This window comes from Prochlorococcus marinus CUG1438 (assembly GCA_017644325.1).
Lineage (GTDB): Bacteria > Cyanobacteriota > Cyanobacteriia > PCC-6307 > Cyanobiaceae > Prochlorococcus_A > Prochlorococcus_A marinus_AA.
Map to the genome: position 1 here is coordinate 900081 of JAEPLS010000001.1, position 13887 is coordinate 913967.

The 13887-nt window shown below is 32.2% G+C and carries 17 protein-coding genes; 3 read left to right on the forward strand and 14 right to left on the reverse strand.

Features of this window, described 5'->3' with window-relative positions; genetic code table 11:
- Positions 1–60: 60 nt before the first annotated feature.
- The 10 genes from rseP to sppA form a co-directional block, all read right to left on the reverse strand.
- Positions 61–1140: an RIP metalloprotease RseP gene (gene rseP, locus JJ847_04975; GenBank protein ID MBO6960235.1), complete on the reverse strand. Its 1080-nt coding sequence runs from the start codon at positions 1138–1140 to the stop codon at positions 61–63.
- A gap of 9 nt (positions 1141–1149) precedes the next feature.
- The gene (gene serS, locus JJ847_04980; GenBank protein ID MBO6960236.1) at positions 1150–2427 is read right to left on the reverse strand and encodes a serine--tRNA ligase; all 1278 of its coding nucleotides are present in this window, start codon (positions 2425–2427) and stop codon (positions 1150–1152) included.
- Between the two features lie 122 nt (positions 2428–2549).
- A complete protein-coding gene (locus tag JJ847_04985; protein MBO6960237.1) occupies positions 2550–4016 on the reverse strand; it encodes an AAA family ATPase in 1467 nt (488 codons plus the stop codon).
- A 15-nt stretch (positions 4017–4031) separates the two neighbouring features.
- Positions 4032–5174, reverse strand: coding sequence for a membrane protein insertase YidC (gene yidC / locus JJ847_04990; protein ID MBO6960238.1), 1143 nt, complete (start codon positions 5172–5174; stop codon positions 4032–4034).
- A gap of 72 nt (positions 5175–5246) precedes the next feature.
- Complete coding sequence (locus JJ847_04995) at positions 5247–5660, reverse strand: PH domain-containing protein (protein ID MBO6960239.1); 414 nt, start codon at positions 5658–5660, stop codon at positions 5247–5249.
- A complete protein-coding gene (rnpA, locus tag JJ847_05000) occupies positions 5657–6043 on the reverse strand; it encodes a ribonuclease P protein component (protein MBO6960240.1) in 387 nt (128 codons plus the stop codon). Before rnpA ends, JJ847_04995 begins: the two co-directional genes overlap by 4 nt.
- 11 nt (positions 6044–6054) lie before the next feature.
- Positions 6055–6192, reverse strand: coding sequence for a 50S ribosomal protein L34 (gene rpmH, locus JJ847_05005; protein ID MBO6960241.1), 138 nt, complete (start codon positions 6190–6192; stop codon positions 6055–6057).
- 30 nt (positions 6193–6222) lie between these two features.
- Positions 6223–6801 (reverse strand): DUF2808 domain-containing protein, encoded by a 579-nt coding sequence (locus JJ847_05010; protein MBO6960242.1) that lies wholly within the window; start codon positions 6799–6801, stop codon positions 6223–6225.
- 70 nt (positions 6802–6871) lie between these two features.
- Positions 6872–7255, reverse strand: a complete 384-nt coding sequence (aroH, locus tag JJ847_05015; GenBank protein MBO6960243.1) for a chorismate mutase — start codon at positions 7253–7255, stop codon at positions 6872–6874.
- Between the two features lie 6 nt (positions 7256–7261).
- Complete coding sequence (gene sppA, locus JJ847_05020) at positions 7262–8071, reverse strand: signal peptide peptidase SppA (GenBank protein ID MBO6960244.1); 810 nt, start codon at positions 8069–8071, stop codon at positions 7262–7264.
- Positions 8072–8123: 52 nt separating this feature from the next.
- On the opposite strand from sppA, the gene JJ847_05025 reads away from it, so the two are divergent.
- Genes JJ847_05025 through JJ847_05035 form a run of 3 tightly spaced genes read left to right on the forward strand, consistent with a single transcriptional unit; the run spans position 8124 to position 11990 of the window.
- Positions 8124–9065, forward strand: coding sequence for a DMT family transporter (locus tag JJ847_05025; protein ID MBO6960245.1), 942 nt, complete (start codon positions 8124–8126; stop codon positions 9063–9065).
- A 28-nt stretch (positions 9066–9093) separates the two neighbouring features.
- Positions 9094–10170, forward strand: a complete 1077-nt coding sequence (locus tag JJ847_05030) for a glycosyltransferase family 4 protein (protein ID MBO6960246.1) — start codon at positions 9094–9096, stop codon at positions 10168–10170.
- Between the two features lie 14 nt (positions 10171–10184).
- Complete coding sequence (locus JJ847_05035; protein ID MBO6960247.1) at positions 10185–11990, forward strand: glycosyltransferase family 39 protein; 1806 nt, start codon at positions 10185–10187, stop codon at positions 11988–11990.
- Here the strand turns inward: JJ847_05035 and JJ847_05040 are convergent.
- The 4 genes from JJ847_05040 to JJ847_05055 all read right to left on the reverse strand — a co-directional run bounded on the left by JJ847_05040 (position 11987) and on the right by JJ847_05055 (position 13871).
- Positions 11987–12238 (reverse strand): CopG family transcriptional regulator, encoded by a 252-nt coding sequence (locus JJ847_05040; protein MBO6960248.1) that lies wholly within the window; start codon positions 12236–12238, stop codon positions 11987–11989. The two genes, JJ847_05035 and JJ847_05040, sit on opposite strands and share 4 nt — an antisense overlap.
- 73 nt (positions 12239–12311) lie before the next feature.
- Positions 12312–13097: an AEC family transporter gene (locus tag JJ847_05045; GenBank protein MBO6960249.1), complete on the reverse strand. Its 786-nt coding sequence runs from the start codon at positions 13095–13097 to the stop codon at positions 12312–12314.
- Between the two features lie 205 nt (positions 13098–13302).
- Positions 13303–13527, reverse strand: coding sequence for a hypothetical protein (locus JJ847_05050; GenBank protein MBO6960250.1), 225 nt, complete (start codon positions 13525–13527; stop codon positions 13303–13305).
- 86 nt (positions 13528–13613) lie between these two features.
- On the reverse strand, positions 13614–13871 hold the full coding sequence (locus JJ847_05055) for a SemiSWEET transporter (protein ID MBO6960251.1): 258 nt from the start codon (positions 13869–13871) through the stop codon (positions 13614–13616).
- Positions 13872–13887 lie beyond the last annotated feature (16 nt).

The window sequence follows — 13887 nt, forward strand, 5'->3', positions numbered from 1 at the left end:
TATAAAAAATTTAAAATAATCTCTATATCTTAACATCTAAGTAAACAATTTTTATATTTTTTATTGGTTAAATAATCTTTGTACTATTAAAAGTTGACTAGTATCTCTAATAATGAGTAGCACACTTAATCCTACCAAAAGAAAAAAGCTGGATTGAGTCACAACCATTTGGACTTTAATTGGGACTGGTTTTCCTCTAAATCCCTCTATCAAAGTTAAAACTAGTTGTCCTCCGTCTAATAGTGGTAAAGGCAATGAATTCAGAACCGCTAAATTAATAGAAATTAAAGCCGCAAATAATAATATTCCTGTTCCTCCCTGTTGAGATAATTGAGCTCCAATTTCTACAATTTTTACTGGCCCGCTTAGTTGTTGAGCTGTTGAGGAGAAGTTTGTTATTAACCCTTTGTAACCTTGAATTGTTTTAACCAAAAGTGATGAAAACTCATTATTAGTGTATTTAAAAAGTTCGAATAAATTTTTTGTCTTCTTAGTTTCTTTCTTTATATTAGGCTGTAATTGAGCACCTATTGTCCCTTTCCCATCAACTTTTTTTGGGACTAAAGTTAAATATTTAATTACTCCATTTCTCTCTATTCTTAATGAGATTGATTCATCGGATGATTTTTGAATCTTCTTTACTAGCGTGGAAACGGCCTGATCACCCACTCCTAAAGTTATATTTTCAATATTTAAAATTTTATCTCCAGGTTGTAAGTCTGCTATTGCCGCAGCTTTGTCTGGCTGAGTAGCTAAAACTAATATGCCTGGCTCAGGGGCATATGGAATGCCAACGGTACTTACATTAATAATAATGATAGTATAAGCAAGAATTAAGTTAGCAAAAACTCCAGCAGAAATTACAATAGCTCTCTGGATTATGGGTCTATTTTTAAGAAGATTCGGATCTTTAGCGTCAATATTATTTAGTTCTTCATCAGGAAAGGAAACAAAACCACCTAGAGGAAAGGCCCTAAATGAATAAGTGATATCTTTATATTTTTTTTGTATTATTGCGGGTCCAAAACCAATTGAAAATCCATCAACGTATATACCTTGTAAAATTGCGGCAAGAAAATGTCCCATTTCATGAAAAAAAATGAGAAATCCCAGAACTGTTATTGAAGTTAAAACATTCATTTTTTTATATTAAGCAGTTTTTAAAAAATTTGACCCGAAATATGGAACTAGAGCATCTGGAAGCTTAACGCTCCCGTCAGTTTGTTGGCCATTCTCAAGAATCGCTGCCATTGTTCTTCCAATAGCAAGACCACTACCATTTAACGTATGTAAATATGTATTTTTTTTATCAATTTTTGTTCTTATTGAAGATCTGCGTGCTTGAAAATCTAAACAATTACTGCAACTTGAAATTTCTCTATAAGATTGACTACTGGGTAGCCAGACTTCAAGATCAAAAGTTCTACTAGAAGAAAATCCTAAGTCTCCTGTACAAATATCAACCAATCTGTAAGGGAGATTGAGCTTTTTTAAAATACTTTCAGCATCAGCAGTAATCTTCGCATGAGCCTCAAGAGATTTACTCGGATCGCAAAACCAATAAAGCTCTACCTTATTAAATTGATGAAGTCTTATTAAACCTTTAGTATCCCTTCCATAGCTTCCTGCTTCTCTTCTGAAAGAAGGGCTATATGCAACGTATCTAATAGGTAAATGCTTAGAATCAATAATTTGATTTTTGTGAAAAGCAGTTAGTGGAACTTCGGCTGTTGGAGAAAGCCATAAATCGTCATTAGCACACTTAAAACTTTCATTTGAGAACTTGGGTAATTGTCCAGACCCTTTAAGACTTTCTGAATTTACTAAGGCTGGGGGCATTAACTCTAAATAACCGTTTTTAGTATGTGTATCGAGCATAAAGTTGATTAATGCCCTCTCTAACCTAGCGCCATCACCAATAAGAGTAATAAAGCGACTTTTTGATATTTTTGTTGATTTTATTGAGTCAAAAAGATTGAGACTTTCGCCTATTTCCCAGTGCGATCTAAGTTTGCCTGTCAACAAGGGTTCGCCCCAGGTTTTTACTTGAACATTATTACTTTCATCTTTTCCAATAGGTGTATCTTTGCTAGGAAAATTTGGTAAGTTAGAAATCTCATTATTTATTTTTTGATCCAGTATTCTTTGTCTCTCTTCAAATTCAGAAATTTTTGTCCTATATTCGTTTCCTTTTTTCTTTAAATTATTTAGTTCAAGAGAATTATTGTTTTGAGATTTGCTGATTTCTTGACCAATCAATTTGCTTAATTTTTTGCTCTCAGATTGTAGGTTAGATATTTCTATGTCTAATTCTTTCTTTTGAATAGTTAATTCATGTATGTTTGAAATCTTAAAAACTTTTCCTCTTAGGGATAAACTTTCTTCAACATATGTTGGATTTTCCCTTATTAATTTTTGATCTAGCACTCTTTTTTTTCTGTAACTTAATTAAGATAGTTAATCTAGATTCATTATTAGGTATTTTGGACGAAAAATTAACTAAATTAATGAATCCTAACTTATGCAATATTTTATAAATTAAAATTTACTTACGATGCGGAACGGGCTCGCCCTGTTGATGCCCACTCTTTTAGGAAATCGATTTGTTCTTTAGCTGTTCGAGATAAGGGAATCAGTTCAGAAACAGCTTTTATTAAATCTTTCTCCATAAGCTCTCTATTCTCAGAGAATGAAATATGCATTCCCTCTATTACTGCTTGTTCAAGTTCTGCGCCTGAAAATCCATCTGTTCTGTCAATAATTGTAGAGAGAGGAAAACTATAACTTGGTCTTCTTTTTTTTAGGTGTAAATCAAGAATACTTGACCTTTCTTCTGAATTTGGCAGATCAAGAAAAAATATCTCATCAAACCTACCTTTCCTTAATAATTCAGCTGGAAGCTTATCTATGGCATTAGCGGTGGCAATAACAAAAACAGCAGATTCTTTTTCGGCCATCCAAGTTAACAAACTTGCCAAAACCCTTTGACTGGTTCCTCCATCACTCCTAGCGTCCCCCCCAAATCCCTTGTCAATTTCATCGATCCAAAGGATGCAAGGTGACATTGCTTCAGCTCTCAATATTGTTTCTCTTGTTCTGGCCTCGCTTGAACCAACAAGGCTTGAAAACAGTCTTCCAACATCTAACCTGAGAAGAGGCATCGACCAGCTTTTGGAAATTGATTTTGCGGTCAGTGATTTGCCCGTTCCTTGTGCTCCCACAAGTAAGACTCCTTTAGGAATGGGTAGTCCATATTCTCTAGCTTCTTTAGAAAAAGCCCTGTACCTTTGATTCAGCCAAACTTTTAAAACATTTAAACCACCTATATCATCTTGACTTGATTTAGCTTCGAAAAATTCTAAAATTTCACTTCTTGCGATAACTTGTTTTTTCTCTTCTAGGATATCTTGGATATCTTCTTTACTAATTTTTCCTCTCTGTGTAAGTGCCTTTGCAGTAACTTGCTTTACTTTTATTTCGGTTAATCCACTTGAAGCTATAGAAAGATCGTTTAAGTCTTGTTCGTCAAGATTTGAGTTAGTATTGGTAGCAATATTTTTTATTAGATTTTTTAACTCTTTTTGATCAGGTAAGGGCAGGTTCATAATTGTCATTAATTCTTCAAGCTCTTCAGATGAGGGGAATAGATGTGAACTAATAATTAAATTATGATTAGTTTCTCTAAGAGAGGAGGATAGTTCTTTAATAGTTCTATTTATAGATGGATCATCATAAAATTTATGAAAATCTTTCAATAGTAAAATTATTGCTACATTAGGATTCTGATCTTTAAGCCAATTAAGTACGCCCAATGGGTTATTAGAAAAATTCCCCTCTTCGTTTACTAACCCCTTAATACCATTAACATAATCCCAGCGAACATATCTTTTTATATTAAGTCTTTCAGATGAGAAATTAATAATTTTTTCTAATCTTGCCTCTTCTTTAGTTCTTATCCAAATTAATGAAGTTCTTGATTTTATAAGTAATTCTAAATTTTTACACCAAGAATTCATTATTTAAAGTTAAGGCTATTTTTTACTATTAGGTTCAAAAGGTAATCTTTTCTCTGAAATAGTTGACGAAGTAGTTGTTATTGCTTCATTTTTCCCTAATAATTGTTGATCTAAAATTTTCTGAAGATTCTCTGGGAGAGCTTCTCTATTTAAAAGAAAGGTCTGAAATGCTTGGAAAATGTTTGCAACAACCATATAAAGCAATACTCCTGCAGGAAGTGGAAAAAACAAAAACATACCTGTAATCATTACTGGTGTGATTTTGTTCGCTGTGGATTGTTGAGGATTTGATGGCATCCCTTGGCTAGATAAAACTTGCGAGAGTAGTAAAGTTAATCCAAAGGCACCTACAAGTGCAGCAATATCCCAGTTGATAGAGCCATCAACATAAAACCCAACTTGGCCAAGTGCTTTAATAAAAAGAAATCCACTTTTAGCAGCTAAACCTGGAATTTTTGCTTCAATTGTTGCATCACCTGGTTTAATAGCAGTTACTGTACCGTCTTGGGTTACTTTTATATTTTCGGATCCTTTTGAAACTTTCCAGGTAGGAAGAAAATTTGAGCCATTATCGTAATTAGAAAGTACTTCCGAATAGCTATTACCATTTGTTGTTTGCAGATTTATTTTGATTGATTCTTCTGTACCCAATTTCGTTCCATTAGGAATTGTTGCTACTACAGGGAAATGTGATTTTTCTGTAATAAAAATAGAGTGTCTTGGTGATTTATATGGCTTTGGATCTATAGCTGCAATTTGATCCTGAGGAACTACTTTGAGATTTATGTTGTAAGGGACATCTGCAAATGGTGAGCCCCTAAGTGTTGCAAATAAAGCAAACAAAACAGGCATTTGAACAATTAACGGAAGGCAACCAGCAAGAGGACTGCCAAATTCGCCCATTAGTTTTCCTAATTCTTCTTGTTGTTTCTTTGGATCACCAGAAAACTTAGATTTTATTTCTGCTTGTCTTTTTTGCATTACAGGTTGTGCAATCTTCATCCTTCTGGCGCTTCTAATTGAGCCAGCACTTAAAGGGAAAAGTGCTATTCGAATCACAACTGTTAATGCAACAATTGCTAAACCATAACTTGGGACTAAACCGTAGAAAAAATCTAGAATCGGGATAAGTAGTTTTTCAGAAATGAACCCTATCACGATATTAAAAAGAGAGTAAATTTAGTAGACATTTTATTTTACAAGAAAATAAGTTTTTTGTAATTAATTTATTTAGGATTTAGTTGCAAATCCTTCAACCTCATTAAGGTTTAGTGTTTGTGATCTTTTATTTATATTTTCTTCAATAAATTGTTGCTTTTCTCTGAATAGGGATAATGACTTCATCTCAACCTTTGATCCGTCATTGAGAATTAGAACCATATCTCCATATGATCCGAACCCTCTTGGAATAGATCTGATTTCTTCAATATTATTTAAGGAAACTTGAGTTTTATTCTTCCCAAACCAACCACCTTCAATTGTAATTCTCTTATTGGTAATTTTATACCTCAACCACAAGGCTCTTACTATTGCCGCGAAGGTAAAAGGTAAACCAAGAATAGTTATCCCTGCTATTAAATTTATAAATAAATCACTTTTAGCAGGCCCACCTTGGTAAAAGGTTTCTTCATTCATGTTAATCATTTGATAAGACTAGATTTGAACATTAAATTTTGAAATTCCTCCAAAAGTTTATTTTTATCATTGCAGAAATCTCCAAATTTAAGGTTAACAAGTAACCAATAAGGTTTGTGGTTATTAATTTTTTTTATATTTGTTAGTAACCACTCTTGCAAAATCCTTCTAATTTTATTTCTATCTACAGCTTTTTTTGAAACTTTTTTACTAATAGCAATAGCAACTCGCAAATTGTTTGAAATATTTTTAGGTTTATGAGATAAAAGAATTTCAGGATTTGGTTTTGCTAGTTTGAAAGTCATTAAAGTTCCATGATATTTCATGGAATTTTTATGGATATAATTAAAAGTCCTATGACCTTTTAAACGCATATCTTTAGGTAAGGCCATTTTAATTGCTTTTAGACGGCTACTCTTTCTCTACCTTTTTGCCTTCTGCTTTTAATCACTCTTCTCCCAGTATGAGAGCGCATTCTAACTCTAAAACCAGATACACGTTTTCTTTTTCTTGAAGTTCCGCCAAAAGTTCTTTTAGTCATTTTTTTTATTACTCATAATTAATTTATCATTTAATCGATCACTATAGTCCAGCTTCCTAAATAACTTGAAACTGATTGTCCTTTAGGTTGCCCATATGAGTGGAATTGGTAAAGGCCTGATTTTTTTGGATTAAAGACTCTGAGAACAATTGCATAACTATCTTTATTCGAGGGTATTGGCTTATAGGGGTATACATCTATTGATCGTAATGATGATTCATCAGTTTTTATTTCGATATCTGCAGGTATATTTTCTAGGCATTTAGTTCTACTGTCAAACCCTCCTATTTTTACTTTGCAAAAACTTATTTTTTCATTTTTTAGAGTTGATTTAAAAGTTTTTGGGATGGCTAGATTTATTTTTAAAAGCTCAGCCTTTCTATCAGATGGTCTAAAGAAAAAATATATTTTATTTTTAAATCTTTTTCTATTTTCTTTTTGAAACCATTTTAATCTTCTGAAGCCAGAGTCTTGGTCCCACTGGAATTCTAAACCAGCATAAGCTTCCTGCTTGTTATTGAAGAATGGAGTTAAAATTAAAATAGTAGGAATAAGAAGAATCCTTAAAATTTTAAGATTTAAAGCAAATTTCTTTTTCTTATTAAACATTGATTAAATTAATTTTTAAGTGTTAGTTGAATCTATCCAAATTTAAATTGGAACAATAGTCGTATTAAGGTTAACATCTATCGGTTCTTAATTTTGAAGCTCCTCTTAAGTACGGATGCTTTACAGGAAAATTTGAAGGTAATAAAACTTGTGCCATTAATCTTATACAAAAATCTACATCATTAGACACGTACATTTGTTGACAGTCTAAAAATGCCACTGAATTAAGTCCGTTATATTTTCTTGCAATTGAAGCAGGGAAACATGCATCCAAATCTTTAGTTGTGGTAAAAGTAATGGATAATATGTTTGCCTCAATAAGATTATTTCGTGAAATCAACTCATCTATTAATTCCACTACAGCATCTTCAATCTCTTTAATAGAATTTCCAGTTGCTGTTGTAGCCCCTCGAATAAAAGTAATTTTATATTCATCTTTCATTATTTCATACATGTAGATTTAGGGCTTGTATAACCAAAGTATTTTATTGGATGAATCAATTTCAAAAAAGATGTAATTAAAAACTCTTTCAATAATTTTACTACCAGGTATTATGCCGAGTATTTTCTTTTTTTTCTTCCCAAATGTTAGGGGCTGTATTTTAGGATCAATATCAACCATTTTTGCAGCAAGTTCCCTCGCAACAAATTCATCTCCGATCTCATCTACCAGTCCAAGTTCTTTTGCTTGTGTACCGGTGAAAATCCTTCCATCTGCAAATTTTCTTACTTCTTCAACAGGTAAACTTCTTCCTTCAGCAACAGCTTCAGTGAATTGTTTATAGCTTTCATCTATTAGACCTTGTAGGAGTCCTCTACCTTCCTCGCTTAGCGGTTTATCTGGAGATAAGATATCCTTAAATACGCCACTCTTAACAGTTTCGAATTTTATTCCAATTTTATCTAATAATTCAGATAAATTATTACCTCTTATAATCACACCAATAGATCCTGTAATTGTGCCTGGATTTGCAACAATTTTGTCAGATGCAACTCCAATGTAAACTCCTCCAGAGGCTGATATGTTTCCAAAACTAGCGATAACTTTACATCCTTTATCTTTTAGTCTTTTAATAGCAGAGTATATTTCTTGACTATCGCCTACCGTGCCACCTGGGGAATCAATTCTCACGATTAGAGCAGGAAATTCTCTATCCTCAATTTGTTTAAGAGCTTTAAGGACGGAAACTCTTGTGGAACTAGTAATGGGCTCATCAATTACAATACGAGCCATTCTTTTTTTTGACTTTCGTCTAAAAGGCCAAATCATTCTTTTAAGGTAAATACATAAAACTACTTTAAAAAGATTATCAGCAGACCTAATGAATTCAATCCTAAATTGGTTTTTAATGATACTCCCTTTTGCACTTTGGGGTACTTCAATGGCGGCGATGACGCCATTAGTATCTAGTGCTGGGCCTGAGTTTGTCGCTTCTCTAAGATTACTTCCCGCAGGAATTCTTGTTCTAATAACAACATATTTGTTTAAAAGAGATTTGAAAATTTATAAGTGCGATTTGAAGTGGTTTTTTGTTTTTACCATTATCGATGGGACTTTGTTTCAGCTGTTTTTGACTTATGGTATAGAAAAAACTGGAGCAGGCTTAGGTTCTGTATTGATTGATTCTCAGCCACTTTTAGTAGCGATTTTGGCAAGAGCAATTTTTGGGAATTTAATTAATCCAATAGGATGGTTAGGATTGTTGTTTGGCTTAGGTGGAATAGTGTTCTTAGGAATTCCTCAAGAATTTTTAGAAAAATGGTGGTTAATGTCAGATAGGGCTATCAATGATGTAGCTTTTAACTTTGGAGAACTTTGGATGCTGGCAGCTTCTCTCACAATGGCTCTAGGAACAATTTTAATAAGGTTCACTTGTACCAAAAGTGATCCAATAGCAGTTACTGGATGGCATATGGTTTTAGGTAGTTTCCCCTTAATTATTAGGCATTGCTTACAATCAAATTTTCAAATAATCCCCAACTGGTCAATCTTTGATTGGGGACTCATGTCATTTGCAAGTATCTTCGGAGGAGCAATAGCTTATGGCTTGTTTTTCTACTTTGCAAATAATAAAGAAATAACTGGATTTAGTACTCTTGCTTTTTTAACTCCCGTTTTTGCTCTTCTAAGTGGAGGTATTTGGTTAGATGAAAGACTTACTATTTTGCAATGGATAGGAGTGGTTTTTGTTCTTATCTCGGTATTTTTTGTTAGCCAGAGAAGGTCTTTGTGGGAGAATAAATTTACAGACACTACTATTTAATTAGTATCTTGGTGTAAAAAGTCTAATAATGCGTATAGTTTTGATCAGTACTCCAATAGGTTTCCTTGGAAGTGGCCTAGGCGGAGGGGTAGAGTTGACATTGAATTCTTTAGTTTCGGGTTTGCTCTCTTTGGGTCACTCGGTAGATGTGATAGCCCCAAAAAATTCTAAATTATGTGATAGCAACAATAAAGCAAAATTACATTTTTTAGAAGGTGAAGATCAAATTAGTTGGCAGCATCAAGATTTCAATTCTCCGGTAATTATTCCAGATAACTCACTCCTAGCAGAAATGATAGAAAAGGGATTAGACATCGTAAAACAAGCAGATGTAATGTTGAACATGTCTTACGATTGGTTACCTATTTGGATGACTCTTAACATAGATAAACCTATCGCTCATATTATTAGTATGGGTTCTGAGAGTTTAGTAATAAATAATTTAATTTCTAAAGTATATGCTAAATATCCTCATAATTTTGCCTTTCATTCAAAAACACAAGCTAATGATTATCACTTTATAAAAAACCCAACAATAATTGGGAATGGTTTTAAACTGGATGATTATATTTTTCAAGATTCAATGAATGGACCTTTGGCTTGGGTTGGAAGAGTGGCGCCGGAGAAAGGTTTAGAAGATGCAGTTTACGTAGCAGACCAACTTGGTGAAAAACTTAATGTTTGGGGGGTTTTAGAAGATGAGCCTTATGCTTCAAAGATAGAACAATCATTTCCTAAAGGAACTATAAATTGGATGGGGTTTTTAGCAACTGATGCATTACAAAAAGAACTGGGTAAATGTAGGGTATTGTTAAATACTCCAAAATGGAACGAAGCTTATGGGAACGTTATAGTTGAGGCTTTAGCTTGTGGGGTACCAGTTGTAGCGTATAAAAGGGGTGGTCCCAGTGAAATTATTCAGCACGGCCAAACAGGATTTCTCGTTGATGCTGATGATAAAGAAAACATGCTTCACTATGTAAAGATTATTTCAAAAATTAGGCGTAAAAATTGTAGAGAATGGGTTGAAAAAAATGCTTCCACAAATATATTTGCTAACAAGGTTGTGAACTGGCTTAATAAGGTAATCAACGCGTATAAGTAGAATTAATATAGTAAATGATTTTTTTTAACTCAAAAAAAAGGGTTATAACCTCTTTTATAATTTTAATTTCCGGGATTATTATATTAATTTTGGATTTAGGGACAACAGGGTTGGTAGATGAAACTCCTCCTTTATTTGCCGCTACTGCTCGAGCAATGAGTGAATCTGGTGATTGGTTAACTCCAAAAGTTAATGGGATGTTCCGTTTTGATAAGCCTCCACTGATTTATTGGATGATGGGTTTTTTTTATTCGTTACCAGGAAATGAGATTTGGGATAGTTTAGGGACACTTTCAGCAAGACTCCCGTCAGCTTTGGGATCATTATTTGTAATGTTGATGATTGGAGATACATTGTTTTGTTGGCCACAGAAAGGTGATAGGGAATTGCTTACCCCAATTGTCGCTTCATTAGCTTTTGCTCTTTCTCCATTGATAATTGTCTGGAGTAGAACTGCTGTAAGTGATGCTCTATTAACTGGAACTTTAGGGATTAGCCTTCTTTTATTTTGGAGAAGAATGGCAAGTAATAATAATGATCATTGCATCTCAGCATGGGTATTTTTAGGTTTTGCAATTTTAACTAAAGGACCTGTAGCATTTGTTTTAACATTTTTTACCATTACCTCTTTTTTATTAACTCAAAAGGATTGGAGAAGTTTGCTTTACAGGATAAATCCCAAGAAAGGATTGCTTATAACAACTCTTATAAGTTCTCCCTGGTACATTTTAGAACTAATAAAGGAAGGCAAGCCTTTTTGGGACAACTTTTTTGGTTATCATAATTTCCAAAGATTTACATCAGTTGTTAATAATCATGCAGAACCTGTCTGGTTTTTTCTTTACATAATGATATTGGCTTCATTACCATTCACACCTTTTCTTTTTCACGGTATATTTGAAGCTTTTAAGGATTTTTTGGATGGTCTTAAAAAAACTCGTCCAGTTTATGAAACTTTAAATATATATTCTCTATGCTGGTTAACTTCAGTTTTAATATTTTTTAGTATTTCTGCTACTAAATTACCAAGTTATTGGCTGCCTGCGATACCAGCAGCCTCAATTCTGATAAGTAATAGTTTTATAAATTTAAGAAAACAAAATAAAACTTATAGGTATTTATGGATTTTTTATATTTTGATTTTGTTTGGAGTCGCACTAGCATTATTTTTCTCAAATAGTTGGTTAGGTTCCATAAACGATCCCGAAATGCCAAATTTAGCTTCTGATCTACTAAGCTCTGGAATAATTTTCAAAGCTAAGTTGTTTTTCTCTTTATTTACAATTCTTTCTATAATTTTATTTTCTTTGAAATTTAAAAATATCTTTATTTATCTTCAAATATTACTTTTAATTGGACAATCTTTTTTAATGTCTCCAATTAGAAAATTAGTAGATACTTCAAGGCAATTACCTTTGCGTAATATCTCAAAATTAATTTTAGGTATTCGTGAAGGTAAGGAAACATTAGCAATGATTGGGATAAGAAAACCTTCTTTACATTATTATTCTGGACAAATAGTTTTTTATGAACCAAGTACCAAAGAAGGATTAATTAATCTGTCAGAAAGATTAATTACTGATAGGAGAATAAATTATAAAGATCAACCTAATTATGAATACAAATCTTTATTGGTTGTGATAGACAATTATTCTTCAAAAAAACTTCATTGGTCAAATATTAATCATCAAGAATTGGGGGAATTTGGGATTTATAATTTATGGCGTATTCAGAAAAGTGATTTGAATAAATATTCGGATTTTCTAATTCAAAACGGTTATAAATCAGATTGGAAAAATAGAAAAGTTGAGAAGTTTTAACAAAGCTTTTTTTTAAGAATAGCGTTTTTCAGATCATTAAGGCTACATTTACTTGGGATTTCAATTTCATTCAAATCTTCAAGTAATTCCAGATCAATAACAGAATCTTCAGCTAAAAAACTAAAAACTTCATTAATGCTTATCCCCATATCGTCAGCCATCTCTGAGATGAGTCTTAAAGTATCCCTCCTCACAGATATCCTTAGCTCTAAAGGAATATATTCATTTTCAGGATTTGCTGACTTCATAACCTAAATCTTAAGACATTATGTAGTTATCAGGATAAAATCTTTACAATTTTGATCAATTATGCATTTTTATTTAATTAAATGCATTCATGAAAATTGTCAAAAGTGGAATAGTCACTATTGAAGTTAAAGTTGTAGTAAAAAGAATTTTTGAAGCGACCTTTTGTTTCACTCCATAGGCTTCTGCCATTAAGATGGTTGATATTGCAGTTGGAGTTGCAGCTTGTAATATCATTGCCGATGATTGATAGAAGTCATAATTTAAAAAATTACTTAATAAAAAAACAATAAAAGGAAGAATAAATAACTTTAGTAAAATTGAATATTTAATTTCTTTATTAAGATCAAAAGTCTTACCTTTTTGATTGGTTATTAATCCAAGTCTTGTTCCAACGATTATTATTGCCAAAGCAATTACTATTCTTGCAGGTACCCAAAGATAATTTCCTAATATCCCATCTATTTGGAAAATATATGCTACGAGTACACCAATGATTCCTCTTGATGCGGGACTATTTATCAAAGCATTAAATAACCCTTTGATATATGGCAAGTTGTTGTTTTGGGATTTTCCTTGAAGAAAAAAAGGTCCAAAAATCCAAGCGAATAGTGTGGTACCTAAATCAAATCCAATAGTAAAGTTTATAGTCGTAGATGGAAGAAGAGCTATTGCAATTGGTATTCCAAGAAATGATGTATTACCAATTAAGCCTGCAAGTTGAAAAGTGTAATTTGGAAGTCTGTTTTTAAATGCTGGAAATATATTTATAAGAACTAATAAAAATCCTATTAATGAAAATGCCAGGGTTGCACTTTTTATAAGGTTTATATCTATTCCCTCTTTTAATAAAAGGCCCATCACACTTAACGGTATCCCAAATCTTATTAAAGGTCTTGCAATATATTCAGATATCTTGGGATTCTTTTTCCCAAGGGAAAAACCCAATATTAAGAAAGGGATAATATTTATAAATAGAGAGTAGATAGTATTAATTAAATATTTAATAAAGCAATATTAACTCGTCAGAGCGCAGTCAAAAAGTTTTTAATCATGCATGGGCAATTTAAATTATTTTCCATATTGCTTTTTCGGGAATTATTGGTGATTTATATAAATCTTCAGGTTCTCTAGTCGAAACTCTCCAATTTGGAACTCTACAAGTTACATATGAAGGACTTTCAATTAAAACCCCAGGATTTTCATCAAAAGTACAAGTAAAGCCTTCTTTCCAATAACCACCCTTATTGAGAGAGCCTCTAAACCAAACCCAGCATTTTGAAGTTTTCAAGACAGGTAATTTTTATTACATCATAATTAATTTCAAGTAAATTATTAGTAATTTATTTCTATGAGGTATTTTTATTTAAATTAACTTTAAACTCTTGAAAAATATATTTTGGAGAATAATATTAATAGATTTAAAATTAGGGTAATTAAATTTGCTATCAATATTGGTATGGAAGAGATCTTATATCCGTAAATAATCCAAGAAAATACTCCAATAATAAACATTATTAAAGTTGTCAAAGAAACATCATCCGCTTTTTTTGTTTTTAATGTCTTAATTAATTGAGGCAAAAACGCAGTTGTTGTTAAGATTGCCGCAAAATATCCGAATATATCAATATTCATGAAAATTTCTTAAAAA

What these genes read in the sequence shown, in the direction of transcription:
- rseP (MBO6960235.1), bottom strand. Translation starts at nt 1,140, where the DNA reads ATGAATGTTTTAACTTCAATAACAGTTCTGGGATTTCTCATTTTTTTT.
- JJ847_05010 (MBO6960242.1), bottom strand. Translation starts at nt 6,801, where the DNA reads ATGTTTAATAAGAAAAAGAAATTTGCTTTAAATCTTAAAATTTTAAGG.
- JJ847_05040 (MBO6960248.1), bottom strand. Translation starts at nt 12,238, where the DNA reads ATGAAGTCAGCAAATCCTGAAAATGAATATATTCCTTTAGAGCTAAGG.
- JJ847_05025 (MBO6960245.1), top strand. Translation starts at nt 8,124, where the DNA reads ATGAATTCAATCCTAAATTGGTTTTTAATGATACTCCCTTTTGCACTT.
- JJ847_05045 (MBO6960249.1), bottom strand. Translation starts at nt 13,097, where the DNA reads ATGGGCCTTTTATTAAAAGAGGGAATAGATATAAACCTTATAAAAAGT.
- sppA (MBO6960244.1), bottom strand. Translation starts at nt 8,071, where the DNA reads ATGATTTGGCCTTTTAGACGAAAGTCAAAAAAAAGAATGGCTCGTATT.
- rpmH (MBO6960241.1), bottom strand. Translation starts at nt 6,192, where the DNA reads ATGACTAAAAGAACTTTTGGCGGAACTTCAAGAAAAAGAAAACGTGTA.
- rnpA (MBO6960240.1), bottom strand. Translation starts at nt 6,043, where the DNA reads ATGGCCTTACCTAAAGATATGCGTTTAAAAGGTCATAGGACTTTTAAT.
- aroH (MBO6960243.1), bottom strand. Translation starts at nt 7,255, where the DNA reads ATGTATGAAATAATGAAAGATGAATATAAAATTACTTTTATTCGAGGG.
- JJ847_05055 (MBO6960251.1), bottom strand. Translation starts at nt 13,871, where the DNA reads ATGAATATTGATATATTCGGATATTTTGCGGCAATCTTAACAACAACT.
- JJ847_04985 (MBO6960237.1), bottom strand. Translation starts at nt 4,016, where the DNA reads ATGAATTCTTGGTGTAAAAATTTAGAATTACTTATAAAATCAAGAACT.
- JJ847_05035 (MBO6960247.1), top strand. Translation starts at nt 10,185, where the DNA reads ATGATTTTTTTTAACTCAAAAAAAAGGGTTATAACCTCTTTTATAATT.
- JJ847_05030 (MBO6960246.1), top strand. Translation starts at nt 9,094, where the DNA reads ATGCGTATAGTTTTGATCAGTACTCCAATAGGTTTCCTTGGAAGTGGC.
- JJ847_04995 (MBO6960239.1), bottom strand. Translation starts at nt 5,660, where the DNA reads ATGATTAACATGAATGAAGAAACCTTTTACCAAGGTGGGCCTGCTAAA.